This window comes from Mycolicibacterium anyangense (genome assembly GCF_010731855.1).
Classification (GTDB): domain Bacteria; phylum Actinomycetota; class Actinomycetes; order Mycobacteriales; family Mycobacteriaceae; genus Mycobacterium; species Mycobacterium anyangense.
Genome location: NZ_AP022620.1, coordinates 3,441,868 through 3,467,108, shown reverse-complemented (window position 1 = coordinate 3,467,108; position 25,241 = coordinate 3,441,868). Strand labels below are relative to the sequence as shown.

Here is a 25,241-nt window from a genome sequence, read left to right as displayed (position 1 = left end):
CAGAAATGGGGTTGCATACTGCCACCAGGCCCTGCGTCGCGCTGCTCGACACAAATCGTAACGTGTTCTAGTCTTGGGTCCAGTAACGCATATCTGGGAGGCATGCAGTGACGTCCATTCAACAGCGTGACGCGCAGTCGGTACTAGCCGGCATCGACGAGTTGCTCCCGAAGCTGCGCGAGCGCGCCCAGCAGACCGAGGATTTGCGCCGAGTCCCCGAGGCCACGGTCAACGAGCTCGATGAGGTCGGCTTCTTCAAGCTGCTCCAGCCCGAACAGTGGGGCGGACTGCAGTCCGACCCGGTGCTGTTCTTCGAGGCGGTGCGCCGGCTCGCCAGTGCCTGCGGGTCCACCGGGTGGGCCATGGGCATCCTCGGTGTGCACAACTGGCATCTGGCCCAGTTCGAGCAGCAGGCCCAGGAGGATGTCTGGGGCGAGGACCCGACGGTGCGGATCTCGTCGTCCTACGCCCCGATGGGCGCCGGCGTGGTGACCGACTCCGGTGACGGCTACATCGTCAACGGCGCGTGGCGCTGGTCCTCCGGCTGCGACCACGCCAGCTGGACGTTCGTCGGCGGCCCGGTGATCAAGGACGGCCGCCCGGTCGACTTCGGCAGCTTCCTCATCCCGATCAGCGACTATCAGATCATCGACGACTGGTACGTGGTCGGCTTGAAGGGCACCGGCAGCAAGACCCTGGAGATCAAGGACGTCTTCGTGCCCCGGCACCGTTTCCAGTCCTTCAAGCAGATGAGTGACGGCACCGCGCCGGGCCTGCAGACCAACACCGCTCCGGTGTACAAGATGCCGTGGGGCACCATGCATCCCACCACCATCTCCACGCCGATCGTCGGGATGGCCTACGGCGCCTACGACGCCCACATCGATCATCAGGGCAAGCGGATGCGTGCCGCCTACGCCGGCGAGAAGGCCAAGGACGACCCGTTCGCCAAGGTCCGGATCGCCGAGGCGGCAAGCGATATCGACGCCGCGTGGCGTCAGCTGTCAGGCAACCTCGCCGACGAGTACGCCCTGCTGCGTGCCGGCCAGGAGGTTCCGTTGGAGTTGCGCGCCAGGGCGCGCCGCGACCAGGTTCGGGCCAGCCAGCGCGCCATCGCCGCGGTCGACCGGCTCTTCGAGGCCGCCGGTGCCACCGCGCTGCAGACCGAGACTGCGCTGCAACGGTTCTGGCGTGACGCCCACGCCGGTCGGGTGCACGCGGCCAACGACGCCGAGCGGGCCTATGTGATGTTCGGAAACCAGGAGTTCGGTCTGCCTCTCGGCGACACCATGGTGTAGTCGAGTTCCGTACGCTGACAAACGACTTCCCGAAAGGGCGCGGCAATGAGCATCAAGGCACTGGGCTACATGCGAATCGAGGCCACCGACGTGGCCGCCTGGCGTGAGTTCGCGCTCAAGGTGCTCGGCATGGTCGAGGGTGACGGGGCCATCCCCGGTGCGCTGTATCTGCGCATGGATGACTTCGCCGCCCGCCTGGTGATCGTTCCCGGGGAACGGGACCGGCTGCTGATCGCCGGCTGGGAGGTCGCCGACGCCCCGGCGTTGCAGGGTCTGCGTGAGACGCTGGCCAAGGCCGGGGTGGACTTCGTCGAGGGCACCCGTGAGGAGAAGTCCGAGCGCCGCGTCGAGGGGTTGATCCGGTTCTCCGATCCCGCGGGCAATGTGCTGGAGGCCTTCCACGGTGCGCAGTACCTGGGTCGGCGATTCGTCAGCCCGTACGGCCACAAGTTCGTCACCGCCGAGCAGGGGCTCGGGCACGTCGTGCTCACCTGCGACGACGACGCCGCAGCCCAGGCGTTCTACCAGGACGTACTGGGCTTCCGGCTGCGGGACTCGATGAGCCTGCCACCGCAGATCGCCGGCCGCCCGGCCGACGGTGATCCGGTGTGGCTGCGGTTCTACGGCTGCAATCCGCGCCATCATGCGCTGGCCTTCATGCCGATGCCCAACCCGACCGGGATCGTGCACCTGATGGTCGAGGTGGAGAATTCCGATGACGTCGGCCTGTGCCTGGACCGCGCCTACCGCCGCAAGGTGCCGATGTCGGCGACCCTGGGCCGCCACATCAACGACAAGATGCTGTCCTTCTACATGAAGACGCCCGGTGGGTTCGACGTCGAATTCGGTTGCGAGGGTTTGCAAGTCGTAGACGACGGCTGGGTCGCCAGGGAGAGTACCGCGGTCAGCCTGTGGGGCCACGACTTCTCCGTGGGATTCAAGTAACGGTGTCGGCCACGGAGATCGACCCGCGTACGTTCCGTCACGTACTCGGTCAGTTCTGTACGGGCATCACGATCATCACGACGATGCACGACGATGTGCCCAATGGCTTTGCCTGCCAATCATTTGCGGCGCTGTCGTTGGAGCCGCCACTGGTGCTGTTCTGCCCGACGAAGGTGTCGCGGTCCTGGCAGGCCATCGAAGCCAGCGGCAAGTTCTGCGTCAACGTCCTGACCGAGAAGCAGCGCGAGACCTGCGCGCGGTTCGGCTCCAGGGAGCCCGACAAGTTCGCCGGGGTGGACTGGCACCGGTCCAAGCTCGGCTCTCCGGTGCTGGACAACTCGCTGGCCCACATCGACTGCACGGTGCACTCGGTGCACGACGGGGGTGACCACTTCGTGGTCTTCGGCCTGGTGCACTCGCTGTCGGAGGTTCCGAAGGTCAAGCCGCGTCCGCTGCTGTTCTACCGCGGCGAGTACACCGGAATCGAGCCGGACAAGAACACCCCGGCGCAGTGGCGTGACGACCTCGAGTCGTTCCTGACCGCCACCACCGACGACACCTGGCTTTAGCTGCCGATCTGCTGGTCGATGAAGGCGACGACGGTCGCGGCCACGTCCCGGTGCACCGACTCGTTGAGGATATCGTGGCGGGCGTGGTCGAACTCGGCCAGTGACAGCGCGGGAATCTGCTCGGAGTAGGCGGCCACGGCGCCGATCGGTGCGATCGGATCGTTGCGGCCGTGTACCGCCAGCGTCGGCACGCTCAAGGTCGGGAGCTCGGCCCCGAACCGCTCCCAGGCCCGGTGCAGCTCGCGGGCCAGGGGCGCGCTGTCGGCCTCGACGAATGCCAGCGGGTCGTTCTCCAGGGAGTCGACATAGAACGGGTCACTCGACAGCCAGCTCGGATCGAGCTCCAGGTCGGTGTTGGTGTCGAGCAGTTCGGGCACCGGCACCAGCGGGGCGCCCGAGATGACGCCGGCCCGGTAGCGGTCCGGCTGCTGGAGAAGCCGGAAGAGAGTGACGATCGAGCCGAGTGAATGTCCTTGTGCCACAAGCGGTATTCCGGGGTGTTCCTGCTCGGCCAGATCGATGAGCGAGTCGGCGAGCGCCGAGCTGTCCTCGATGGTCCCGAAGTTGCCGCGCGGGCCGGGAGTCAACCCATGCCCGAGCTGGTCGACCGCCCACAGGTCGATTCCCGCGGCGTTGAGGGTGAACCCGTAGCGGTGATAGAGCCCGGTGTGCTCGCCGAAGCCGTGCAGGAAGATGACGGCGGCGCGGGGGTCGGCGACCGCCCAGTGCCGGTAGTAGGCGCGCTGGTTGTTGTGCTCGATGAAGGGCATGCCACGACTGCACCAGCTGCGGTCGCGCACCGCAAGATTTTCGCTCAACGCGCGCCAAGTGGGCTTGACCCTCCCCCTGGGGGAAGCCCCAGAGTGGCGCTATGACAACGAACAACACCGACAGCACCGTGGCCTGGAACGCGCTTCCCGCCGTGGTCAGGACCTATCTCACCGCGCACCGAGCCCGCGAGGTGGATGCTGCGATCAACACCTTCACCGCCGAGGCCGCCGTGACCGACGAGGGACACACCGTGCATGGCCGCGAGGCGATCCGCACCTGGCTGGCCACCGCGGGCACCGAGTTCACCTTCACCACCGAGTTCACCGGAGCCACCGCGACGGATACCGCACACGTCGACGTGCTCCAGCGCCTGGTTGGTGACTTTCCGGGCGGGGTGGCCGATCTGCACTACCGGTTCACGCTCGACAACGACCTCATCAGCCGACTCGTCATCGAGGTCTGACCGATGACGAAAAACTGGTTCATCACCGGTGGCACTCCCGGTGGATTCGGAATGGCTTATGCCGACGCGGCTTTGGAGATCGGCGACCGAGTGGTGCTGACCGCGCGGCGGCCCGGGGAGCTTGACGACTGGGCTGCGAACCACGGCGACCGGGTGCTGGTCCTGCCCCTCGACGTCACCGATGCCGCCCAGGTCCAGTCCGCGGTGCGCGCCGCCGAGGAACACTTCGGCTCCGTCGATGTCCTGGTCAACAACGCCGGCCGCGGGTGGTACGGGTCGATCGAAGGCATGGCGGACGCTGATGTCCGCGCGATGTTCGAGCTGAATTTCTTCGCGCTGCTCTCCGTCATCCGTGCTGCGCTCCCGGGCATGCGTGCCCGCCGAAGCGGTTGGATCATCAACATGTCGTCGGTGGCCGGGCGCACCGGCACCACCGGCTTCGGTTTCTACTGTGCAGCGAAGTTCGCGGTCGAGGCCGTCACCGAGGTTCTCGCCGACGAGGTTGCGCCGCTGGGCATTCGGGTGATGGCGATCGAGCCGGGTGCGTTCCGCACGCACGCCTATGCCGGCTTCGCCGACGAGCCGATCACCGAGTCGATTGCCGACTACCGGCCGATGCTGGAACAGGTCCGCTCGGCGATGATGCAGCAAAACGGCAGCCAGCCTGGCGACCCGCAGCGCGGAGTCCGAGCGGTGATCACCGCGATGGCCCAGGATCCGCCGCCTCGGCGGCTGGTGCTGGGCAACGGCGGTGTCGACGCCGTCGTCGCCATGCTGGAAAACTCGCTCACCGAGGTTCGCACCCACGAGGCGCTGTCCCGCAGCGCTGACTTCCCGGCCGCCGTCACCGGCAGCTATCCCGGCGCGGGCGCGAGTTGAAACACCGGCCAGCCGATCTCGGTTCGCCACGCGGTCGGGTCGTCGGTGTCACGTGGACCCACCACGTAGGTCTCGTGGATCGGCCCGTCAACAGCCAGTGCGTGGCTGACCACCCAGGCGCCGAGGCGCCCGTAGGTCACGTCGAGATCGTCGTGCGGTCCGCAGTGGACCGCCACGGCGAGGTCGGCCGCCGGAAGCTCGATGACTTCGATTCGGCCGGATGGTCGTGGGGTGCGGACCGGCCGGAAGACCATCATCACCCCGGCCCCGTGCGCGAACAGCGCGTTCGCGTACTGCCCACCGGGCGGTCCGGTACGTTCCGCCGGGGGGAAAGCCCCATCCAGTTCGGCCATCGCGCCGTCGTACCATTGCAGCGAATCGTCAAGGCGGGCTTGCTCGCTGATCGCGACCACGGTTCGGGCGGGCACCGACCGCAACTCGATGTGAACGTCGGCCGGGTCGGGTCGCAGCAGCCGGCGCAGCGACACGACCGCCGCCTGGGTGCGGGTCAGCTCGGCCTCCAGCCGATGCAGGTGGCCCGCGATCACCTCAGCCCGTTGCTGCGGATCGTCCGTGTCCAGGATCGACCGGACCTCGGCGAGCGGCAGATCGAGCCGGCGCAATTGGTGGATCACCTGGGCGGTGGGAATCTGCTCGGGCGCGTAGTACCGGTAGCCCGAAGCCGGGTCGACCGACGCGGGCTCGAGCAGTCCGGCCTCGTGGTAGCGCCGCAGGGTGCGCACACTCAGGTGCGTCACCGTGGCGAATTCGCCGATGGTCAGTTGGGAACGCACGCCATCTCCCTCCTCGAGTCACTCGACCGGCTACACCCGTCCACCACAGCGTAAGGAAGTTCCGTTGCATTCCGTCTTGACGAGCTACGACTACGTCATCGTCGGCGCCGGATCGGCCGGATCGGTGATCGCCGCACGGCTGTCCGAGGATCCCGCCAGCCGGGTGCTGCTGCTCGAGTCCGGGCCGGCCGACACCAAACCCGAGATCCTCGCGCCACCCGCCTGGCCGGCGCTGTGGGGTACCGAGATCGACTACTCCTACAACACTGTCCCGCAGGCAGGCACCGTCGGCCTGGCCCACAACTGGCCGCGGGGCCACACCCTCGGGGGCAGCAGCAGCATCAACGCCATGGTCTACCTCAGGGGCCACCGGAGCGATTTCGACGGCTGGTCCCAAGCAGGTTGTACCGGTTGGGATTACGAGTCGCTGCTGCCCTACTTCCGGCGCATGGAGACGGTCCGGGATGGCGATCCGCGCTACCGGGGCACGGATGGTCCGATGCATCCGGCTCCCGCCGCGCCCGAGGTCGCCAACCCGCTGTCGAAGGTGTTCCTCGATGCTGCGGTCGACACCGGGTTTCCGCTGACCGACGACTTCAACGGCTCCGACGCCGAGGGCGCCGGCTGGCACGACCTGTCCATCTCCGGTGGTGTCAGGCAGAGCACCGCCGCCGCCTACCTGCATCCCGCGCGCGACCGGGCCAACCTCACCGTCATGACCGATTCCCGCGCACACAAACTCCGCTTCGTCGGAAACCGTTGCACTGGTGTCGATGTCGTCCAGGCCGGTCGCGAACTGACCGTTTACGCCGAAGCCGAGGTAGTGATCAGTGCAGGCGCGGTGGACTCGCCGCGTCTGCTGCTGCTGTCGGGCATCGGCCCGGCCGCGGAACTCGGCGCAGCGGGGGTCAGTGTCATCCATGACCTGCCCGGGGTCGGCCGCAACCTGCACGACCATCCGCTGTGCGGCGTCGTCTACGAGGCGGCTCAGCCGATTCCCGCGGGTCGCACCAACCACGCCGAGACATCGCTGCTATGGCGCAGCACAACGGCATTGGCCGGCCCGGACATGCAGCTGATGTTCATCCACGTGCCGTTTCATCCGCCACATCTGACGGCCCCGCCGAACAGCTACACGCTTGCGGTCGCGACCGTGCCGGAGGCTCGGGGTTCGATCCGGCTGGCGGGACCGGATCCGGCGACACCGCCGCTGATCGATCCGAACTATCTCGGTGTGGAATCCGACGTGCAGCGAATGGTCCACGGGGTCGAGGTGGCGCGCGAGGTCGCCGCTGCGGAGCCGTTCGCACCGTGGCGAGCGCGCGAGGTACTCCCCGGACCCGATGTCACCGATGAGGCGGCGTTGCGGGACTTCGTCGCCCGCGGCACCGGCACCTACTACCACCCGGTCGGCACTTGTGCGATGGGGATCGGTCCCGACGCGGTGGTCGGACCGGATCTGCGGGTGCACGGTCTGAGGGGTCTGCGGGTGGCCGACGCGTCGGTCATGCCGCGACTCATGCCGGTGAACACCAACGCCGCCGCCATCATGATCGGCGAGAAGGCCGCCGATCTGCTCCGCTGACTGAAACACGGGGAGAATCTGCAATTCCGCAGATGGTTGCTGCGGATATCGGCATTGCTTCCTTGCTTGGACTGCTGTAGGACGACTGCAGTCGGGCTATTCTCTGTGGCATGACGGCGGGGGCAACCTCCCAGACCACCACGCGGATTCTGTGCGCGGTGGGTGCCCTGGCGGCTCTCGTGCTGGCATTCTTCATGTCTTCCGATCTGTACATGATCGGCTTTCCCGACGGCCACCTCACCGACTACGACAAGGCATCCCTAACCTCGAAGCAGGTGCTGGAGCGGGTGCAGTTCGGATTTTCAGCGCTGTTCGTCCTCTTGGCCCTGGTCCCGATCGGCGGCCGGGCGCGGCTGACCGCGTGCCTGGTCACACTCGGCGTTTCGATCCTGCTCGCGGTGACCTACTGGGCCGGCGTGCCCTGGTACTTCGGAACGCACCTCGGCCTCGACAACGGAATCGGCGGCTAACTGCTCAGCCAGGGTCCTAGCCGACGCAGCGCCTCGTCGATGTCGGACTCGGGGCCGGCGAACGACATCCTGACGAACGAGCCGCCGTGGACGGTGTCGAAGTCGACGCCCGGGGCGATCGCCAAACCGGTATCAGCCAAGAGCTTTTCGCAGAAGCTCAGCGAATCCGAGGTGAAGTCCGAGACATCGGCGTAGACGTAAAACGCGCCGTCGGTCGGTGCCAGCCGGGTGATCCCGAGCTGGCGCAGCCCGCTGAGCAGGGTCTCCCGATTGACCGCGTACTGGTGCAGGTGCCCTTCGGCCTCGGCGATGGCCGCTGGCGAGAAGGCGGCTACCGCAGCGTACTGGGGCAGCACCGGTGGGCAGATGGTGAAGTTGCCGGTCAGGCAATCCACTGCCCGGCGCAACTCCTCCGGTACCAGCAGCCAGCCCAGCCGCCAGCCCGTCATTGCGAAGTACTTCGAAAAGCTGTTCGCGACAACGGCATTGCGTGAGGTCTGCCAGGCACACGAGGTTTGCGGAGCACCGGGGTAGACCAAGCCGTGATACACCTCGTCGCTGATCAGCCGCACGCCGTTTGCGTCGCACCAGGTCGCGATCGCCGCCAGCTCGGCCGGTTCGATGACCGTCCCGGTGGGGTTGGCCGGGCTGGCCACGATAACACCGGCCACCGGCGGGTCGAGTTCGGCGAGCATCGCCGCCGTCGGTTGGTACCGGGTCTCGGGACCACAGGGGATTTCCACCACCTCGCACCCCAACGCCGAGAGGATGTTGCGGTAGCAGGGGTAGCCGGGGCTGGCGATCGCCACCCGGTCGCCGACGTCGAAACAGGCCAGGAATGCCAGCAGGAACCCACCCGAGGACCCGGTGGTCAGCACCACGTCTTCCAGGCCGACGTCGAGGCCGTAGCGGTCGGCATAGGAGTCGGCGATCGCCCGGCGCAGCTCGGGAATGCCGAGCGCGACGGTGTAGCCCAGCTGATTGGCCTCCAACGCAGCCGCTGCCGCAGCGCGTACCGGCTCCGGGGCACCTGCTTTGGGCTGGCCGGCCGCGAGGTTCACCAGGTCGCCGTGCGTGCGCTGCCGCTCCGCGGCGGCCAGCCACACGTCCATGACGTAGAACGGCGGGATACCTGCTCGCAAGGCGACGCGACTGTTCACCTGATTCACGCTAGAACACCTGTCTCCGGTGGACGCTGACCGTACAAACCGGGGCCGTCCGCGAGTCGCAGCTCCTCGAGGAAGTGGCGCGCGTAGGTGTAGGCATCCTCGATCAACGTGGTGGTGTGGGTGAAGTCCAGCGGCGAGACCAGCTTGGGCGAGGGGCCGGGCAGGTACACCACCGGCAGCGTCTCGGCGACCAGGGCGGCCTCGGCCACCGCCTGCGAACGCATGGTGACCAGCGCCGTGTACAGCACGATGTCGGCGATGGTGTCGGTCGAGGCCGGGAGCTGGCCGGGGAAGAAGCAGTCCAGCACGATGAGCGAGCGCGCACCCATCGCGACGGCTTGCCGCAGGGGCACGTTGGCCACCACGCCACCGTCGTACAGGCGCCGACCATCGTGGGCGACCGGCGGATAGATGCCGGGAATCGCCGAACTGGCCAATAATGCCGGCAGTAGCGGACCGTTGCGCAGGACGTGCGGTCGGGCCGTGGCGACGTCCATCGTGACCGCAGCGAACGGAAGCCTCAGATCGCTGAAGTTCACTGTGCTGCCGAGGAACTCGGCAATCACCTCGGCTAGCCCGGTGTTGGGGAAGAGATGGGTCTTGACCCGCTGCAGCAGCAGCGCCTGGGCGATGAGGCCGCCGGGGAACACCCGGTCGCGGGACATTCGGGCCCACGCGTGCGACAGCCGGTGCGCCGCTCCGGTTGGATCCGAGGCCAACACAGCACCGTTGATCGATCCAACCGACGTGCCTACCACCAGGTCTGGCGGTACGGCACGTTCGCTGAGCGCCTGCAACATGCCGACCTGTACCGCACCGAGGCTGCCCCCGCCGCCGAGGACGTAGCCGATCGGCCGGGGAAGATCCTCGATACAGCCGGTCGCCATGGAACCAGGCTAGAACACCTGGGATTCGAGTCGGCGCAGTTGGTCGCGTGGCGGCCCGAACAACTGGGCACTGCCGTGTGCGCGCTTGAAGTACAGCTGGATGTCGTGCTCCCAGGTGATCGCGATGCCGCCGTGCAGCTGGATCGCTTCGCCGGCGACCGTGGTGAACGCCTCGCTGGCCGACAGGCGGGCCAGCGCCGCCGACACCGGGTTGGGGTCGGCGATCGCATCACCGACCAGCGCGCGCGCGGACTGCACTGCGACGTACAGGTCGGCCATCCGGTGCTTGAGCGCCTGGAAGCTGCCGATCGGCCTGCCGAACTGGACGCGCTCCTTGGTGTAGTCGACGGTTAATTCCAGGCAGCGCGTGGCGGCGCCGATCTGTTCGGCCGCCAACAGGATGGACGCGATGTCGGCCAGGCCGGGATCCTCGCCGAGTGGTTCGGCCGAGCCGGCGGTGACGCGCGCCAGCCTACGGGTCGGATCGACCGTCGGTGTCACCTCGGTGGTGACGTCGGCCCAGCGTTGCAACTGCGCCCCATCCAGTCCGATCACCACGTCGGCTATGTCACCGTTGACCACATAGTCGGGGTCGAATGCGACGGTGCCGATCACCGCGCCGGCGGCGAGTTGCTCGAGCAGCTCGGAGTCGGGCTGCTCGGCAGCCAGCAGCGCCAGTTCGGCCAGCGTGGTGCCCAGCAGCGGCGTCGGCACCAGGGCTCGGCCCAATTCCTCCAGAACGACTGCGGCGTCGGCCAATTCACCACCGGAGCCACCGAATTCCTCGGGTACTACCAGAGCGGCGACGCCGACCTGCTCACAGAGCAGGGTCCACAGCGACTCGTCGTATCCGCGGGGAGACTCCATCGCCGCGCGCACCGCGGCCGACGAGGCGTGCTTGTCGATCAGAGCTGCCACGGTCTCCTGCAGCATCTGCCGTTCTTCTGATGACGTCATGTCAGTGCCTCCAGCACTCGACGCTTGTGGGTGGTCGGGTCGCCCCAGGCGGAGTGCAGCGCCTGCACCCGCAGCAACCACAGTGACAGGTCGTGCTCGGCGGTGAACCCGATGGCGCCGTGGGTCTGCAGCGACGAGCGGGCGGCCAGCAGGGCGGCATCGGAGGCCGCAGCCTTGGCCGCGCTGACGTCGCGGGCCGTGTCCGGCGATCCGTCGGCCAGTGCCAGGGCCGCCCCGTAGACCAGCGGACGCGCCAGTTCCAGCGCGATATGCACATCGGCCAGCTTGTGCTTGATCGCCTGATAGCTGCCGATGATCCGGCCGAACTGGCTGCGCTGCTTGGCGTACTCGACGGACGTGTCCAGCATCGCCTGGCCCGCTCCGACCAGCTGCGCGGCGGTGAACAGCGCACCGTACTCGAACGCCCGGGCCACGTCGGCCTGTTGCCCAACACCGGTTGCGGTGACGTCGAACAGCTTTCGGGCCGGGTCCACCGATTCGTGCGCCTCGCCAGCGGCTCCGTCGTGCACACTGCCACCTTCGGCGAGCAGGACCAGTCCGGCGAAGTCGGCGTCGGCGGCCCGCGGAACCGCGGGCGAAAGCGCCACCGTTGCGATCATCTCACCGGCGGCCAGCGCCGCGGATCGCTCGTCGGTCGCGAGCAGAATCGGCGCCACTGCAATCGATTCGGCTAGTGGACCGGGCACGCACCAGCGACCGAGTGCTTCGGCCGCCACCGCCAGGTCGACCGGATGCGCCTCGATGCCGTCGTAGCGTTCCGGCACCGTCAGGGCGGTGACACCCAGGTCGGTCAGCGTCGCCCAGACCTTGCGGCCCGGTGCGGTGTCGCCCCGGGCCCAGGCTCGCACGGCCGCCGGTACGTCGGCGGCTCCGAGCGCGGCGTCGATACTCGCCGCGAAGTCGCGCTGTTGTTCGTCGAGTGCGAATTTCATGTCGTCTTCCCGGAGGGTTCTTTGGGCAGTCCGAGCATCCGCTCGGCGATGATGTTGCGCTGAATCTCGTTGGTGCCGGCGTAGATCGGGCCGCCCAACGCGAACAGCAGGCCGTCGGTCCAGGAGTCGGCCAGCTCGGCGTCCGGGCCGCGCAGTTCCAGGGCGGTCTGGTGCAGCGCCACGTCCAGATCACTCCAGAACACCTTGGTGACCGACGACTCCGCGCCCAGCTCCCCGCCCTCGGCGAGTCGGGTGACGGTGCCGAAGGTGTGCAGTCGATAGGCCTGGGCCTTGATCCACGCGTCGGCCACCCGGCCGGCGAAGGCGGGCTCGCAACCCTGCGCTGCCCAGGTTTTCACCAGCCGTTCGGCGGGTGCCAGGAAGCGTGCCGGGCTGCGCAGCGACATGCCGCGCTCGTTGCTGGTGGTGCTCATCGCCGCGCGCCAGCCTTCGTGCACCGAACCGATAACGTCGTGGTCGGGCACGAACACGTTGTCCAGGAAGATCTCCCCGAAACCGGTGTCACCCCCGAGTTGCGCGATCGGGCGAACGGTGATGCCGTCGGCCTTGAGGTCGAACATGAAGTAGGTCAGTCCGCGGTGACGCTCGGCGGTCGGGTCCGACCGGAACAGCCCGAACCCGCGGTCGCCGAAGGGAGCCCGGCTGCTCCAGATCTTCTGCCCGTTGAGCAGCCAGCCGCCATCGGTCTTGGTGGCGGTGGACCGCAGTGAGGCCAGGTCGCTACCGGACTCCGGCTCCGACCAGGCCTGGGCCCAGATCTCTTCGCCGCTGGCCATTTTCGGCAGGACGCGGTCCAGCTGCTCTTCAGTGCCGTGCGCGAACAGGGTCGGCGCCAGCATGGAGGTGCCGTTGGCGCTGGCGCGCCCGGGCGCCCCGGCGCGGAAGTACTCCTCTTCGTAGACCACCCATTGGAGCAGGGTCGCGTCTCGGCCGCCGTACTTCTTGGGCCAGGCGATCACCGACAACCCGGCGTCGAACAGCACCCGGTCCCAGATCCGGTGCTGCTCGAAACCCTCGGCGGTGTCATAGGACTTGGTGGGGAAGGACGCCTTGTTGGCGGCCAGGAAATCGCGTACCTCGTCGCGGAACTCGCGGGTGGCGTCGTCGTAGTTCAGATCCATCAAACCATCTCTCGCAGTGTGGGTTTGACCACTTTTCCGCCGGGGTTTCGCGGCAGTGCTGCCAGGAAGGCCACCGATCGTGGTGTCTTGAAATTCGCCAGGTGCTTACGCGTGTAGTCGATGACGGTCTGTTCGTCGAGGTCGCTGCCGGGCCGCCGAACGATGAACGCCCTGCCCACCTCGCCGAGGCGTTCGTCGGGAACCCCGATCACCGCGGCGTCGGCGACACCGTCCAGGCGGGCCAGTACCTGTTCGATCTCGGCGGGGTAGACGTTGAACCCGCCGCAGATGTACATGTCCTTGAGCCGGTCGGTGATCCGCAGATTGCCTGCGGCGTCGACGGTTCCGATGTCCCCGGTGTGCAGCCAGCCGTCGGGGTCGATGGCGGCCGCGGTGGCGGCGGGGTCATCGAGGTAGCCGAGCATGACGTTGGGTCCCCGCAACAGGACTTCGCCGGCGCCAGCCTGATCCGGTGAATCGATGCGCAGCTCGAAGTCCGCGATCGGGCGCCCGCACGTGGTGGCGACCGTCACCGCGTCGTCCTCGGCACGGCACATCGTGCCGAAGCCGGTGGCCTCGGTGAGCCCGTAGGCGGTCAGCACGATGTCGAAGTCCAGCTCGGCCTGCATGCGCTCGATCAGCACCACCGGGACGGTGGCCGCACCGGTGACGGCGAACCGCAGCGAGCTCAGGTCGTAGTTCGCGCGGGCCGGGTGATCCAGCAGGGTCTGGAAGATCGTCGGCGGTCCCGGGAGAACCGTCACCCGCTGCTTCTCGATGATGCGGAAGGCCTGTTCTGGATCGAAGGTCAGCTGCGGGATCAGCGCCGCCCCGGTTTGCAGGCAGGCCAGGATGGCGGCCTTGTAGCCGAAGTTGTGGAAGAACGGGTTGATGCACAGGTAGCGGTCGGCGCTGGTGAGCTGACCGCACGCCGCCCAGGCCGCCGGTGCGGCCAGCGACTGCCGATGCGCGCTGAGCACACCTTTGCTGCGGCCGGTGGTACCGGAGGTGAACAGGATGTCCGAGACGTCGTCACCGGTGAGCGCCGCCGCTCGGGCGTCGACCTCGGTGGGCGACGCGCCAGGGCCCGACACGAACTCGTCCCAGGTGCCGTCGTCGGTGTCCAGCGGCACCCGCACGATGTGGCGCAGGTGGGGCAGCGCGGCGCGGTCCAGGTCGGCCACCCGGTCGGTATCGAGGAAGCGGCCCATCGCGATCAACAGCGGCGCCTGGGTACGGGCCAGGATGTCGGAGGCTTCCTCAGCGGTGTAGCGGGTGTTCAGCGGAACCACCACCGCACCGGCGTAATGGGTGGCCAGGCACGCGACCACCCAGTGCCAGGTGTTCGGCGACCAGATCGCCACCCGGTCGCCGGCGTCCACCCCGAGCGCGATCATCGCCGCGGCCACCGTGCGCACCTCATCGCGCAGCTGCGCGAAGGTGAGCGTGCGCTCATCGGTGATCAACGCATCCCGGTCGCCCAGCTCGCGGGCCATCCGGTCCAGCACCGCGGGTGTCGTGCGCGGGTCGCTGGGCTCCATCAATGCTCCTTTGGTCTTGCCTACCCGGGCCGCACGGCAATCGTCGTCACCGGGCTAACAAAGCAAGTGCTTGGTAGGTTAGCCTACAGGGGTGATAACGGTCGAGGAGTTCCGGGCTGAGGTCCGCGAGTGGCTGGCCGACAACCTCGTCGGCGAGTACGCCGCGCTCAAGGGCCTCGGCGGGCCCGGGCGCGAACATGAAGCCTTCGAAGAACGGCTGGCGTGGAACCGCCATCTGGCGGCCGCCGGTCTGACGTGTCTGGGCTGGCCGGTGGAGCACGGCGGCCGCGGTCTGTCGGTGGCGCACCGCGTCGCCTTCTACGAGGAGTACGCCAAGGCCGACGCCCCCGACAAGGTCAACCACCTGGGTGAGGAACTGCTCGGGCCCACCCTGATCGCCTTCGGCACGCCCGAGCAGCAGCAGCGGTTCCTGCCGCGCATCCTCGATGTCACCGAACTGTGGTCACAGGGCTACTCCGAGCCCGGCGCCGGCAGCGATCTGGCCAACGTGGCGACCACAGCCGTCCTGGACGGTGACCACTGGCTCATCAATGGCCAAAAGGTGTGGACGTCGCTGGCGCACTGGGCGCAATGGTGTTTCGTGGTGGCCCGCACCGAGAAGGGCTCCAAGCGGCACGCCGGCCTGTCGTTTCTGCTGGTGCCGCTGGATCAGCCCGGCGTGGAGATCCGCCCGATCATTCAGCTGACCGGTGACTCGGAGTTCAACGAGGTGTTCTTCACCGATGCCCGTGCCGACGCCGGCCTGGTGGTAGGCGAGCCCGGCGATGGCTGGCGGGTGGCCATGGGGTTGCTGACGTTCGAGCGCGGTGTCTCGACGCTGGGCCAGCAGATCCGTTATGCCCGTGAGCTTTCCGGGGTTGTCGAGCTGGCCAAGGCCAATGGGGCCATCGACGACCCGCTGATCCGCGAGCGGCTCACCCGGGCCTGGGTGGGGTTGCAGACCATGCGCTCCTACGCGTTGGCGACCATGGACGTGGAACAACCCGGCCAAGATAACGTGTCCAAACTGCTGTGGGCGAACTGGCACCGCGATCTCGGCGAGCTGGCCATGGACATCCAGGGCAAGCTCGGGCTGCTCAAACAGGACGACGAGTTCGACGAGTGGCAGCGGCTGTTCCTGTTCTCGCGCGCCGATACGATCTACGGCGGCTCCAACGAGATCCAGCGCAACATCATCGCCGAGCGGGTGCTCGGCCTACCCCGGGAGGCGAAGGGCTAGTGGGCTCATTGGCGGAGGTCCCGCAGGAGGTCGCCGGCCACGGTCTGCTGACCGGAAAGGTCGTGGTAGTGACCGCGGCGGCCGGCACCGGCATCGGCTCGGCCACCGCGCGCCGCGCACTGGCCGAGGGCGCCGACGTGGTGATCTCCGATCACCACGAACGCCGGCTCGGTGAAACCCGCGATCAACTCGCCGAACTCGGCCTGGGCCGGGTCGAGAGCGTGGTCTGCGACGTCACCTCCACGGCCCAGGTGGACGCGCTGATCGCCTCGACCACCGCCCGGATGGGCCGGCTGGACGTGCTGGTGAACAACGCCGGACTCGGGGGTGAGACCCCGGTGGTCGACATGACCGACGAGGAGTGGGACCGAGTTCTCAACGTCACGCTCACCTCGGTGATGCGCGCGACGCGGGCCGCCCTGCGCTACTTCCGGGAAGCCGGCCACGGCGGGGTGATCGTCAACAACGCCAGCGTGCTGGGCTGGCGAGCGCAGCACTCACAGTCGCACTACGCCGCGGCCAAAGCGGGCGTGATGGCGCTGACCCGGTGCAGCGCGATCGAAGCCGTCGAGTTCGGGGTGCGCATCAACGCGGTGTCTCCGAGCATCGCCCGGCACAAGTTCCTGGAGAAGGTCAGCTCGGCGGATCTGCTGGATCGCCTCTCGGAAGGCGAGGCGTTCGGCCGCGCCGCCGAGCCGTGGGAGATCGCCTCGACGATCGCGTTCCTGGCCAGTGACTACTCCAGTTACCTGACCGGCGAAGTCATTTCGGTATCGAGCCAGCGAGCATGACAGAACAGCCGGTCAGCCGTCGCGACGAGCTTCTCGATCTCGCCGCGACGATGTTCGCCGAACGTGGCCTGCGCGCCACCACGGTGCGCGACATCGCCGATTCGGCGGGCATTCTGTCCGGCAGTCTCTACCACCACTTCAAGAGCAAGGAGCAGATGGTCGAGGAGGTCCTGCGGGGCTTCCTGGACTGGCTGTTCGCGCGCTATCAGCAGATCGTCGAGTTCGAACCCAATCCACTGGAGCGGCTCAAGGGCCTGTTCATGGCCTCGTTCGAGGCGATCGAACACCGGCACGCCCAAGTGGTGATCTACCAGGACGAGGCCAAGCGGCTGTCGTCGCTGCCGCAGTTCGGGTTCGTCGAGGTGCGCAACAAGGAGCAGCGCAAGATGTGGCACGACCTTCTCAACGAAGGTATCGAGCAGGGTTGCTTCCGGCCCGACATCAACGTCGACGTGGTCTACCGGTTCATCAGGGACACCACCTGGGTGTCCGTGCGGTGGTATCAGCCCGGCGGTCCGCTGACCGCCGAAGAGGTTGGCCGCCAATACCTTTCCATCGTCCTCGGCGGAATATCCGCCACAGAGTAAGGAGATCGACATGGCCCCCGCCTCACAGGCATACGTGATCGACGCCGTGCGCACCGCGGTCGGCAAGCGCAACGGTTCGCTGGCCCACGTTCATCCCATTGACCTGGGTGTGGTGGCCTTCCGCGGGATCTTCGACCGCGTGGACGTCGACCCCGGTGCCGTCGAGGATGCGATCGTCGGCTGCCTGGACACCATCGGCCCCCAGGCCGGCAACATCGGCCGCAACACCTGGCTGGCCGCCGGCTTCCCAGAAGCGGTGCCCGGCGTGACGGTCGACCGGCAGTGCGGTTCGAGCCAGCAGGCTATTTCCTTTGGCGCACAGGCGATCATGGCAGGCACCGCCGATCTGATCCTGGCCGGCGGCATGCAGAACATGAGCAAGATCCCGATCTCGTCGGCGATGCTCGTCGCCGAGCAGTTCGGTTTCACCTCGCCGACCAACGAGTCGCAGTATTGGCTGGAGCGCTACGGCGACCAGGAGATCTCGCAGTTCCGCGGGGCCGAGATGATCGCCGAGAAGTGGGGCCTGTCTCGCGAGGAGATGGAGGAGTTCTCGCTCGGCAGTCATGAGAAGGCCTTCGCCGCAATCCAGGCCGGGCACTTCGACAACGAGATCGTGCCGGTCGGTGACTTCCGCATCGACGAGGGCCCCCGCGAGTCCAGCCTGGAGAAGATGGCCGGCCTCAAGCCGCTGCGCGAAGGCGGCCGGCTGACCGCGGCGATGGCCAGCCAGATCTCCGACGGCGCCAGCGCGGTGCTGCTGGCCTCCGAGCAGGCCGTCAAGGACCACAACCTGACCCCGCGCGCCCGCATCCACCACATCAGCGCCCGCGGTGACGACCCGGTGTTCATGCTGACCGGCCCCATCCCGGCCACCCGGTACGCGCTGGACAAGGCCGGCCTGACCATCGACGACATCGACGTCGTGGAGATCAACGAGGCGTTCGCGCCGGTGGTGATGGCCTGGCTCAAGGAGACCAAGGCCGATCCGGAGAAGGTCAACCCCAACGGGGGCGCGATCGCTCTGGGCCACCCCCTGGGTGCCACCGGCGCCAAGCTGTTCACCACCATGCTCAACGAGCTGGAGCGCCGTGGCGGGCGCTACGGCCTGCAGACCATGTGCGAGGGTGGCGGCACCGCCAACGTGACCATCATCGAGCGGCTCTAGTACTGGCTCCAGTGTGGGCCTTATGTACGCAGATCGGTGAAAACCCGTGCATAGGGCCCACACTCGGGTCAGCCACCGGTGGCGATGGCGACCAATCCGTACGCAACCGCGTAGCGGTGGCCCAGCGTGCGGCAGACGTTGCCCCGCCCGACCGTCACCCGCAGGCCGAGCTGTTCGCTGACGGCGCGGACGAGTTCATCGTCGCCGGCCCCGCCACCGACCAGCACCAGACCCCGGGCATCGGGTGCCACCCGGTCCAGCCCTCGCACCACGTTGGCGCCGATGACGAGGCGCTTGGCCGCCAGGCGCCAGTTACGCCATTCGGAGCCGGACAGCTGCGAGGTGAAGGGCAGCAGTCCGTTGGCGGCCGAGGCCAGCAGCCAGCCTGTGCAGCGACCATCGATCGGGGAGTCGAGGAAGTGCCGGCGCCCGTGCTCGTCCTCGACGAGCTGTGGAGTGACCGCGCTGAGAGCCTCGGCGCGCTTGGCGTATTCGGCGGTGCTGCGGGAGATGCCCAGGGCCGCAGATGTGGCGGTCGTGAGCAGTTGACCGGCACCGGGCAGGACGATGCGCTGCGTCGCGGATACCACGTCGACGGTGCCGCCGCCGACATCGACGACCACCATGTCCGCGGTGACACCGGGAGTGGTCAGCGCACCTACCCTGGCCGCAGCGGCCTCGGAGTCCACCCGTGTCACCGGCACACCCAGTGCGGCACTGAGCGCGTCGGCACCGGCGGGCGGCCGCCGCACGTCATCACCCATCGTCGCCCGCACCACACTGTCGACCGCCACCGCGCCGCGACGTGAATTCGCTTGTGCCGCAATGTCGGCAAGGTGTACGACGTGCGATTGCTCGGTATCGGCCGGGGCGGAGAGCGGTTCGGCGGGGTGGTCGTCCTCGGGGATGCCGTCGTGCAGGCACACCACCGCGCATGCGCTGTCGAAGAGTTGGTCGGCGACCAGCCTGGCGTCGGTGCGTTCCTCATCAGACAGGTCGAACGCGTCGACGAGCCAGTACGGGTCGGTGAGCCGCTGCAGCGACGTGAAGCCCTGACGCACTTCGACGGCGACCAGGGTGGCCGACATCAGCGCAGCCACGTCGACGCCGTCGATGACCGGCAGCGGCGTGGCCAGCCGGTTCGACACCAGCACGGCCTCGTCATTGGTGGTCACCACACCCACCACGGAGCGGCCCGAATCGATTGCGGCATTGACGAATCCCGCGACATCGCGGTATCCCTGCTCGGCCGTCGCGCAGGCGATGACCGGCTGGTCCCGGCCGACCTCGCTGAGGCGTTCGACGGGTACCGGGATGCCGATGCCGGCCGAGTCGCCCGCGGTCGTGGGCGCCGACCGGGTGATGATGAGCAGCCGGCCGGTGCGGCGGGTGTGCAGTTTGACCTGCTCGGTGCTCGACGTCACCGGCGGCGTCGGAGCGAACGCCGCCCGTTCGACCAAGAGTCCGTGGGAGTCGCTCACCTGGCGAACCAGTTGGGCGGCAACGTCGATGGCGCGCAAAGATCCTTTTCCGCCCCGGGTTGGAACCCGTGTGCTGGCCACCACCTCCAGCTCGCCGGTGACGCGGCACAGGACTACTTCGGTGGTGGCGTTGCCGATGTCGACACCGGCCCACACCGTCATCGCAACAGGCCGCGCCGCTGGTAGGCCGTCGCCGCCTCGCGGACCAGCTGCGCGCACGCGTGCGCTTGGTGGGAATCGAGTCGCTGCGCCAGCTCCTGCAGCTCGTCGAACGTGGAACGGTTGGGGCGCAATGCCTCGTATGCCGCCAGCATCTCGGCCGCCGGAAGCGCCGTCATCTCGGCCGCCCGGCGCAGGTTCATCGCCAGTTGTGCTGAACCGGACCGCTCGGCGGCGTCGGCCTGGTGCAGCAGGGTCTCCCGGCTGATGCGGATGTCGTCCAGGCTGAGCTGACCGGCACGGGCGGCTTCGACGGTGATCTCGTCGAGCGCGCGACCGGAATGGGCGGAGATGGTCATCGAACGAACTCCAATTCCACGTTGGTTCCGCTGTGCGCGGCGATCTCGGCTCGCTCGATCGCGACCATCGACACCACCTTCGTGTGGTAGCGGGCGGTGATGGCCTCATCGGTGTAGGCATTGCGCATCGGGGCCGGAGTGGCGCCTTTGGCGTGTCTGCCGGCGTTGATGCCGATGAGCCGGTACATGTCGGGGGCGATGAGCGGGGCGACGCTGAGCAATTCGAGGTTCGCCAACGGTGGAAGATCACGGCGGTGGATCAGTGTGGTGCCCTTGGCCTGGAGGCCGACACTGACTCCCGACCCGGACAGTCCGGCCGCGGTCTTCCCGATCGAACCCAGATCCACGGTGTTGGTGACGCGGACCAGCCGCGGCACACACTGCTCTTCTTCCAGCCCGGCGAGGATCTGCTCGAGCACGTCGTAGATCGTCATGCCCGACAGCGTGCGGAACAGCTTGGTGGCGAACGCGGGGGAGACGCCGACCACGACCTCTCGCGGGTCGGTCCCGGGCAAAGCCGGGCCCCGTTCCGTCACCCGGCCGGGCTGGCAGAAGTTGGCCTGCTCCTTGACCAGATCGGTCACCGACCGTGCCTGTCGGACGGTGTCGATCTGAGCCTGCCGCTCCGGCGAGGGTCGGTATCCGGTGCCCGGTCCGCGATAGTCGTTGGGATCCTGCAGTGCCGAGAGCACATTCATCTGCTCGTCGAAGATCGCCGCGGTCTGCAGATAGTCACCGGTGACGCGGGCCTTGGCCATGCCCAGCACGCGGTCGGCGACATCGGTGAACCCCGTCTCGGCGAGCGCGGCGACAATGTCGAGGACGGTCAGTCCGGACTGTTCGATCATCCGGGCGGCGTTCAGGACGGCCACGCCGTCGGAGTCGGGGAGCTCCTTGGAACCTTCGGCCTGTACGACGGTCTCGACGTGCTCGTCGTCGAAGTCCGCCAGGCCGAGGTATTCGAACACCGCCCTGGTGGCTTCGGCGGCCTGCCGGCGCATCGCCTCCAACGTGGTCGGATCAACCGACCGCAGGCCACCGTCGACACCCCAGTCGCGCTGCAACACCAGGTAGTCATCGAGGTCGGCGGCATTGAAGTTGGACGGTCCGAACATGTTGTCGTAGGACACGATCGAGCCGAATCCGGAGAAGATGAAGTCCGACCCCGACAACAGCGTCGGCAACGTCCGGGCGGTGCGACGCATGGTCGATTCACTCATCAACGAGTCGTTGCCGCTGCATGATTCGAGCCCGCGCAACATCACCATCAGGTTCTCGGCAGCGAGTTCCTTGACCCCGGCGGGCACCGAGGCGGTGATCGCCGCCCCGTCGACACCGCCGTTCTGCACGCCCTGTGCCCCGATTCCCTTGGCCAGGGCCACACAGCGGGACTCCAGATAGTTCATCGACTTTCGTTCGGCCTGGCCCATCAACACCTCGGAGCCGGCCCCGCTGGACAGCCGCATCTTGATCCCGCGTGAGGCATAGGCCGAGGTCAGAAATGCCTTGGACCACGGGGTGTCGTCACCGTCGGTGAAGACCTGCTCGGTTCCGTAGACCGACACCGTTTCGGCATAGGACACCAGCCCGCGGACTCCGAGTTCGAGTTCCCTGGCCTCCTCCACCGAGCATTGGGTCAGTGCGCCGGCCGCCGGCACCTGCGAGCCGATGAGCAGGGCCATCGCGACGGCCGGAGCGTCGTCGAGCACCGGGACCGTGGTCTCCAGTTCGCGGAAGCCGTACACCACCGCGGTTGCCGCGTCGGCAGCGATCAACAGCGGGTCGTCGAGCCGGTTGGTGACGTGGGCTTGATTGGCCGGGGTGCGGCGGGCGCGCATCTTCATCATCGCCACCTGGAGCTCCACCGGCTGCAGCATCGCGACGACCCGGGCCATCTTCGCCGGGGTCAGCCCCGAGCAGACCCGAAGCACCTCGTCGCGCGGCACGTTGAAATCCACGATCAGCCGAGCCAGCTCGGCCTCGGTCATCGCCATCGAGGCCTTCGCCTGGGAATGGTCGATCGCATACCGGACGACGAACTCGTCGATGGTGTCGAAGTCGGCGGCCGGCTTGGAATCCATCTCCAGCACCGTGCCGTCGTCGGCCACCCGCCAGGACGGCTCCGGGTCATACGGCGACAGATGCGAGATCATGCCGAGTTCAGGATCGGGTTCGGCGAACCCGTCCAGGTTGACTGCCTGCTGATCCAGCAGTCGGATGCGGCCCAGCCGGTGGTCCTGGCCGGCCGCGTCACTATTCGGGTGCATGGCACACAGCATTGGGGTATCTGGCCCGGCAGGCAAGGACACCACGAAAACTTCCAGCAGCGTGTCCGGTGGGGCCGCTCGGTGGCGCCTCAGTGGTCGTGGACGATGACCCCGCGGATGTTGCGTCCGGCGAGCATGTCGTCGTAGCCGACGTTGATATCGGCGAGCTTGTACTCGGAGGTCACCGTCTCGTCGAGCAGCAGCTTGCCCTCGCGGTAGAGGCTCAGTAACCGCGGAATGTCGGCGCGCATGTTCGCCTCCCCGTAGAGGCTGCCCAGCAACCGCTTTTGGAAGAACGTGAAGATGGCCATCGGCAGGGTCGGGGTCATGTCGAAGGCGTTGGCGATCGCGGTCAGCACCACCGCCCCGCCCTTGCGCACCATCATCAGCGCGTCGTTGATCATCGGACCTTCGGCCAGCCCGACGGTGATCAGCGCGGAGTCGGCCATCACCCCGCGGGTGATCTGACCCACCAGTTCCAGACCTTCGGCCATCGAGGTGGCAAAGTGGGTGGCGCCGAACTGGAAGGCCTTGTCCCGCTTGTGTTCTGCGATGTCGATCACGACGATCTTCTCCGCGCCCGCCAACCGGGCCCCCTGCACGGCGCCGCTGCCGATACCGCCGAACCCGATCACGACGACGGTGTCCCCGGGGGCGACCTTCGCGGTGTTCACCGCCGAACCCCAACCGGTGGTCACCCCGCAGCCCAGCAGGCAGGCTCGGTTGAGCGGGAGGTCGTCGTCGATCTTCACCAGCGAGGTCTCGTGCACCGTTCCGTACTGGGCGAAGCACCCGAGCAGGGAGGTGACGCCGATGTCCTGCCCGCGGGCGTGCCGCCGGTAGGTGCCGTCCACCTGGGTGCCCATCATGATCAAAGCGCCCATGTCGCAAAGGTTCTGCTGTCCGGTGGAGCACCAGCGGCACTGTCCGCACACCGGCAGGAAGGAAGTGACGACGTGGTCCCCGACCTTCAGATCCCGCACGCCGGGGCCGACTTCGACCACCACGCCGGCACCTTCGTGGCCGCCGATGATCGGCAGCGCGACGGGGGTGTCACCGGTGCGGAAGTGATGGTCGGAGTGGCACATGCCGGTGGCCTCGAATGACACCAGTACCTCGCGGTCGCCGGGCGGATCGAGCTCGACTTCCTCGACGCTCCAGTCGCTGTTGGCGGCCCACAAGACCGCGGCGTTCATCTTCATGAAGCTCCCTGAGTCGGCACGTGTCGCCGCAAGCCTAGGTGGCCGGTTCGGGCCGAACGCGCCGATCCCGTTGTCTGAGACAGGGATCTACTGCGCCAGGGCCAGCCCGCCGAGCGCCACTATCCAGCTGGCGAAACTGCCGACCAAGAAGTACTCGGTGACATCGTCGATTGTTATTCCCGGGTCACTGCGCTCCTGTCCGCCGGTGGTGATTCCCGGGTCGCTGCGCTCCTGCCCGCCGATACCGCTAGCACCGTTCTCCCGGGCCCTCTGTGCGTTGATCTCCGGGAACCGGATGATGCTCTTGGCTGCCACGACGGCGGTCGCGGCGGTGAGCTGACCGGCCAGACTCAGGCCCAGGATCAGGAGCCGTTCCATCGGGCCCAGAAGGCGGCCACCCTTGAGCCGGTCGGAGGCTTGCGGCTGACCCGCCGGTTTGACCGAGCCCACCGACCCGAGTAGCAGGCGCACCAATTGGTTACCGGTGACCAGTTGCAGCAGGACCACCGCGATCACCATGACGACGCGAGCGGGCTCGACGGTCCCGAGTCCCGGTAGTGACGCCCACCGGACCCAGGCGGCGACCGGACCGCCGACCGTCGAGCCGAGCCCGGACAACACGATCAGTACCGCCAGGATGCCGGCGAACAGAACCAGCGGCAGGACCTGGCTGCGACCGCCCCGGCGCTCAGCTCGGGTACATGCGAGCTCCCAGAGCGCCGCGCCAACTGCCCCGATGCCCACCGGCACGAGGTCACCGAGATGCCAGAGCCCGCACAACGCCGCCGTGGCGATCGCGATCAGTGGACCGGCGAACACCGCCAGCCGGGGCCGTGGCGCAAGCCGGCGCAGGATGTCGGCGCAACCCACGGCGATCAGGAAGACCGCGACCCCGCTCACCGGATGCCCCGCAGCTGGGCGCTAGCCAGTACGAGCAGGTCCAGTCCGTCGCGCGCCGTGCGCTGGGACACCGCTGAGGCGCTGATGCCTTCCATCTCCGCCAATTCCTTCTTCGTCTTGTGCTCGAGAAGCCCCCGCAACAGCCGCAGGGACCGGGCATCCACCGATCCAAGCAGGTGGTCCCGACACATCAGGGCGGCGTTGACAGCGTCGGGATCGGGGCCGTCAGCGCCGGCCCGGCGATACGCGGTGCGCAGGTGTGCAAGACCGGGTTGCTGCTGGGCGCCGGCCGTCCACTCGATGGCCTCTCGGGCCGACCACCACCCCGGCCCGTCTTGGATGCCGGTGTCCGGGTCCAGGATGGTGACCTCGCCCCAGCCGATACCGAAGCGCACGTCGAACTCCGGTGCGATGTCCAACCGTACCGACAGGGCGGCGTCGATCGCCGCGCCGACGGTGGGGTAACTGCCCTGGAACTCGTCGCCCACTGTGAAACCGGGCCCTTCGGTTGCCCCCGGCGCTACGGCGTCGAGTGCGGCCGCCACCCGTTGATGCAGGCCACCGCGGTCGGCGGTCTGCCGGGAACCGACGATGTCACCGATCAGCGTCGCCAGTGGTGAAGCGATAACCTTAATTCGTGCCATATGAAGAATATACCTTCATT

At 67.7% G+C, this 25,241-nt stretch carries 25 protein-coding genes; 11 read left to right on the top strand and 14 right to left on the bottom strand.

The features are described 5' to 3' along the window. Nucleotides 1–107 precede the first annotated feature (107 nt). The 3 genes from hsaA to hsaB are packed head-to-tail and all read left to right on the top strand — an operon-like array spanning nucleotide 108 to nucleotide 2,812. The gene (hsaA, locus tag G6N35_RS16365) at nucleotides 108–1,298 is read left to right on the top strand and encodes a 3-hydroxy-9,10-secoandrosta-1,3,5(10)-triene-9,17-dione monooxygenase oxygenase subunit (RefSeq protein ID WP_163805203.1); all 1,191 of its coding nucleotides are present in this window, start codon (nucleotides 108–110) and stop codon (nucleotides 1,296–1,298) included. Between the two features lie 45 nt (nucleotides 1,299–1,343). Next, entirely contained in the window at nucleotides 1,344–2,243 is a 900-nt protein-coding gene (hsaC, locus tag G6N35_RS16360; RefSeq protein ID WP_163805202.1) for an iron-dependent extradiol dioxygenase HsaC, read from the top strand. Nucleotides 2,244–2,245: 2 nt separating this feature from the next. Beyond that, entirely contained in the window at nucleotides 2,246–2,812 is a 567-nt protein-coding gene (hsaB, locus tag G6N35_RS16355) for a 3-hydroxy-9,10-secoandrosta-1,3,5(10)-triene-9,17-dione monooxygenase reductase subunit (protein WP_163805201.1), read from the top strand. Here the strand turns inward: hsaB and G6N35_RS16350 are convergent. Then, on the bottom strand, nucleotides 2,809–3,582 hold the full coding sequence (locus tag G6N35_RS16350) for an alpha/beta fold hydrolase (protein WP_163805200.1): 774 nt from the start codon (nucleotides 3,580–3,582) through the stop codon (nucleotides 2,809–2,811). The genes hsaB and G6N35_RS16350 overlap by 4 nt on opposite strands. Nucleotides 3,583–3,683: 101 nt before the next feature. On the opposite strand from G6N35_RS16350, the gene G6N35_RS16345 reads away from it, so the two are divergent. Then, the gene (locus G6N35_RS16345; protein ID WP_163805199.1) at nucleotides 3,684–4,046 is read left to right on the top strand and encodes a nuclear transport factor 2 family protein; all 363 of its coding nucleotides are present in this window, start codon (nucleotides 3,684–3,686) and stop codon (nucleotides 4,044–4,046) included. Nucleotides 4,047–4,049: 3 nt separating this feature from the next. After that, nucleotides 4,050–4,925, top strand: coding sequence for an oxidoreductase (locus G6N35_RS16340; RefSeq protein WP_163805198.1), 876 nt, complete (start codon nucleotides 4,050–4,052; stop codon nucleotides 4,923–4,925). Here G6N35_RS16340 and G6N35_RS16335 read toward each other — a convergent pair. Further along, a complete protein-coding gene (locus G6N35_RS16335; RefSeq protein ID WP_163805197.1) occupies nucleotides 4,901–5,719 on the bottom strand; it encodes a MerR family transcriptional regulator in 819 nt (272 codons plus the stop codon). The two genes, G6N35_RS16340 and G6N35_RS16335, sit on opposite strands and share 25 nt — an antisense overlap. Before the next feature lie 76 nt (nucleotides 5,720–5,795). On the opposite strand from G6N35_RS16335, the gene G6N35_RS16330 reads away from it, so the two are divergent. Together G6N35_RS16330 and G6N35_RS16325 are read left to right on the top strand one after the other, a co-directional pair. Next, nucleotides 5,796–7,304, top strand: coding sequence for a GMC family oxidoreductase (locus tag G6N35_RS16330; protein WP_246224333.1), 1,509 nt, complete (start codon nucleotides 5,796–5,798; stop codon nucleotides 7,302–7,304). 110 nt (nucleotides 7,305–7,414) lie between these two features. Continuing rightward, nucleotides 7,415–7,774, top strand: coding sequence for a hypothetical protein (locus G6N35_RS16325; RefSeq protein WP_163805196.1), 360 nt, complete (start codon nucleotides 7,415–7,417; stop codon nucleotides 7,772–7,774). Here the strand turns inward: G6N35_RS16325 and G6N35_RS16320 are convergent. Genes G6N35_RS16320 through fadD3 form a run of 6 tightly spaced genes read right to left on the bottom strand, consistent with a single transcriptional unit; the run spans nucleotide 7,771 to nucleotide 14,423 of the window. Then, complete coding sequence (locus G6N35_RS16320; RefSeq protein ID WP_163805195.1) at nucleotides 7,771–8,934, bottom strand: pyridoxal phosphate-dependent aminotransferase; 1,164 nt, start codon at nucleotides 8,932–8,934, stop codon at nucleotides 7,771–7,773. The genes G6N35_RS16325 and G6N35_RS16320 overlap by 4 nt on opposite strands. Nucleotides 8,935–8,939: 5 nt before the next feature. Continuing rightward, nucleotides 8,940–9,830, bottom strand: a complete 891-nt coding sequence (locus tag G6N35_RS16315) for a patatin-like phospholipase family protein (RefSeq protein WP_163805194.1) — start codon at nucleotides 9,828–9,830, stop codon at nucleotides 8,940–8,942. A 9-nt stretch (nucleotides 9,831–9,839) separates the two neighbouring features. Then, nucleotides 9,840–10,787, bottom strand: coding sequence for an acyl-CoA dehydrogenase IpdE2 (gene ipdE2, locus G6N35_RS16310; protein WP_163805193.1), 948 nt, complete (start codon nucleotides 10,785–10,787; stop codon nucleotides 9,840–9,842). Next, nucleotides 10,784–11,740, bottom strand: a complete 957-nt coding sequence (locus tag G6N35_RS16305; RefSeq protein WP_163805192.1) for an acyl-CoA dehydrogenase family protein — start codon at nucleotides 11,738–11,740, stop codon at nucleotides 10,784–10,786. The genes ipdE2 and G6N35_RS16305 overlap by 4 nt, the downstream gene beginning before the upstream one ends. Continuing rightward, on the bottom strand, nucleotides 11,737–12,882 hold the full coding sequence (locus G6N35_RS16300) for an acyl-CoA dehydrogenase family protein (RefSeq protein ID WP_163805191.1): 1,146 nt from the start codon (nucleotides 12,880–12,882) through the stop codon (nucleotides 11,737–11,739). Before G6N35_RS16300 ends, G6N35_RS16305 begins: the two co-directional genes overlap by 4 nt. Next, nucleotides 12,882–14,423 (bottom strand): 3-((3aS,4S,7aS)-7a-methyl-1,5-dioxo-octahydro-1H-inden-4-yl)propanoate--CoA ligase FadD3, encoded by a 1,542-nt coding sequence (gene fadD3, locus G6N35_RS16295; RefSeq protein WP_163805190.1) that lies wholly within the window; start codon nucleotides 14,421–14,423, stop codon nucleotides 12,882–12,884. The genes G6N35_RS16300 and fadD3 overlap by 1 nt, the downstream gene beginning before the upstream one ends. A gap of 91 nt (nucleotides 14,424–14,514) precedes the next feature. Here fadD3 and ipdE1 point away from each other — a divergent pair, with 91 nt between their 5' ends. Genes ipdE1 through fadA6 form a run of 4 tightly spaced genes read left to right on the top strand, consistent with a single transcriptional unit; the run spans nucleotide 14,515 to nucleotide 18,209 of the window. After that, nucleotides 14,515–15,663 (top strand): acyl-CoA dehydrogenase IpdE1, encoded by a 1,149-nt coding sequence (gene ipdE1 / locus G6N35_RS16290; protein ID WP_163805189.1) that lies wholly within the window; start codon nucleotides 14,515–14,517, stop codon nucleotides 15,661–15,663. An 8-nt stretch (nucleotides 15,664–15,671) separates the two neighbouring features. Then, nucleotides 15,672–16,454: a (5R,7aS)-5-hydroxy-7a-methyl-1-oxo-2,3,5,6,7,7a-hexahydro-1H-indene-carboxyl-CoA reductase gene (gene ipdF, locus G6N35_RS16285; RefSeq protein ID WP_407664626.1), complete on the top strand. Its 783-nt coding sequence runs from the start codon at nucleotides 15,672–15,674 to the stop codon at nucleotides 16,452–16,454. Further along, nucleotides 16,451–17,041, top strand: a complete 591-nt coding sequence (kstR2, locus tag G6N35_RS16280) for a TetR family transcriptional regulator KstR2 (protein WP_163805187.1) — start codon at nucleotides 16,451–16,453, stop codon at nucleotides 17,039–17,041. Before ipdF ends, kstR2 begins: the two co-directional genes overlap by 4 nt. 10 nt (nucleotides 17,042–17,051) lie before the next feature. Further along, nucleotides 17,052–18,209, top strand: a complete 1,158-nt coding sequence (fadA6, locus tag G6N35_RS16275; RefSeq protein ID WP_163805186.1) for a steroid 3-ketoacyl-CoA thiolase FadA6 — start codon at nucleotides 17,052–17,054, stop codon at nucleotides 18,207–18,209. Nucleotides 18,210–18,277: 68 nt separating this feature from the next. Here the strand turns inward: fadA6 and G6N35_RS16270 are convergent, their stop codons facing one another. From G6N35_RS16270 to G6N35_RS16245, 6 genes are all read right to left on the bottom strand, one after another. Next, nucleotides 18,278–19,852 (bottom strand): diol dehydratase reactivase ATPase-like domain-containing protein, encoded by a 1,575-nt coding sequence (locus tag G6N35_RS16270; RefSeq protein ID WP_163805185.1) that lies wholly within the window; start codon nucleotides 19,850–19,852, stop codon nucleotides 18,278–18,280. Then, entirely contained in the window at nucleotides 19,849–20,208 is a 360-nt protein-coding gene (locus G6N35_RS16265; protein WP_163805184.1) for a diol dehydratase small subunit, read from the bottom strand. Before G6N35_RS16265 ends, G6N35_RS16270 begins: the two co-directional genes overlap by 4 nt. Next, a complete protein-coding gene (locus tag G6N35_RS16260; RefSeq protein WP_163805183.1) occupies nucleotides 20,205–22,475 on the bottom strand; it encodes a propanediol/glycerol family dehydratase large subunit in 2,271 nt (756 codons plus the stop codon). The genes G6N35_RS16265 and G6N35_RS16260 overlap by 4 nt, the downstream gene beginning before the upstream one ends. 89 nt (nucleotides 22,476–22,564) lie before the next feature. Then, nucleotides 22,565–23,677, bottom strand: a complete 1,113-nt coding sequence (locus tag G6N35_RS16255) for an NDMA-dependent alcohol dehydrogenase (protein ID WP_163805182.1) — start codon at nucleotides 23,675–23,677, stop codon at nucleotides 22,565–22,567. Nucleotides 23,678–23,764: 87 nt separating this feature from the next. After that, the gene (locus tag G6N35_RS16250) at nucleotides 23,765–24,577 is read right to left on the bottom strand and encodes a hypothetical protein (protein ID WP_163805181.1); all 813 of its coding nucleotides are present in this window, start codon (nucleotides 24,575–24,577) and stop codon (nucleotides 23,765–23,767) included. After that, complete coding sequence (locus tag G6N35_RS16245; RefSeq protein WP_163805180.1) at nucleotides 24,574–25,221, bottom strand: SatD family protein; 648 nt, start codon at nucleotides 25,219–25,221, stop codon at nucleotides 24,574–24,576. Before G6N35_RS16245 ends, G6N35_RS16250 begins: the two co-directional genes overlap by 4 nt. Nucleotides 25,222–25,241: the final 20 nt, after the last annotated feature.

Bases quoted from the DNA above. Each gene is read 5' to 3' on its own strand.
- hsaC (WP_163805202.1), top strand. From the start codon at position 1,344: ATGAGCATCAAGGCACTGGGCTACATGCGAATCGAGGCCACCGACGTG.
- G6N35_RS16350 (WP_163805200.1), bottom strand. From the start codon at position 3,582: ATGCCCTTCATCGAGCACAACAACCAGCGCGCCTACTACCGGCACTGG.
- G6N35_RS16345 (WP_163805199.1), top strand. From the start codon at position 3,684: ATGACAACGAACAACACCGACAGCACCGTGGCCTGGAACGCGCTTCCC.
- G6N35_RS16340 (WP_163805198.1), top strand. From the start codon at position 4,050: ATGACGAAAAACTGGTTCATCACCGGTGGCACTCCCGGTGGATTCGGA.
- G6N35_RS16325 (WP_163805196.1), top strand. From the start codon at position 7,415: ATGACGGCGGGGGCAACCTCCCAGACCACCACGCGGATTCTGTGCGCG.
- G6N35_RS16315 (WP_163805194.1), bottom strand. From the start codon at position 9,830: ATGGCGACCGGCTGTATCGAGGATCTTCCCCGGCCGATCGGCTACGTC.
- ipdE2 (WP_163805193.1), bottom strand. From the start codon at position 10,787: ATGACGTCATCAGAAGAACGGCAGATGCTGCAGGAGACCGTGGCAGCT.
- G6N35_RS16305 (WP_163805192.1), bottom strand. From the start codon at position 11,740: ATGAAATTCGCACTCGACGAACAACAGCGCGACTTCGCGGCGAGTATC.
- G6N35_RS16300 (WP_163805191.1), bottom strand. From the start codon at position 12,882: ATGGATCTGAACTACGACGACGCCACCCGCGAGTTCCGCGACGAGGTA.
- fadD3 (WP_163805190.1), bottom strand. From the start codon at position 14,423: ATGGAGCCCAGCGACCCGCGCACGACACCCGCGGTGCTGGACCGGATG.
- kstR2 (WP_163805187.1), top strand. From the start codon at position 16,451: ATGACAGAACAGCCGGTCAGCCGTCGCGACGAGCTTCTCGATCTCGCC.
- fadA6 (WP_163805186.1), top strand. From the start codon at position 17,052: ATGGCCCCCGCCTCACAGGCATACGTGATCGACGCCGTGCGCACCGCG.
- G6N35_RS16270 (WP_163805185.1), bottom strand. From the start codon at position 19,852: ATGACGGTGTGGGCCGGTGTCGACATCGGCAACGCCACCACCGAAGTA.
- G6N35_RS16265 (WP_163805184.1), bottom strand. From the start codon at position 20,208: ATGACCATCTCCGCCCATTCCGGTCGCGCGCTCGACGAGATCACCGTC.
- G6N35_RS16260 (WP_163805183.1), bottom strand. From the start codon at position 22,475: ATGCACCCGAATAGTGACGCGGCCGGCCAGGACCACCGGCTGGGCCGC.
- G6N35_RS16255 (WP_163805182.1), bottom strand. From the start codon at position 23,677: ATGAAGATGAACGCCGCGGTCTTGTGGGCCGCCAACAGCGACTGGAGC.
- G6N35_RS16245 (WP_163805180.1), bottom strand. From the start codon at position 25,221: ATGGCACGAATTAAGGTTATCGCTTCACCACTGGCGACGCTGATCGGT.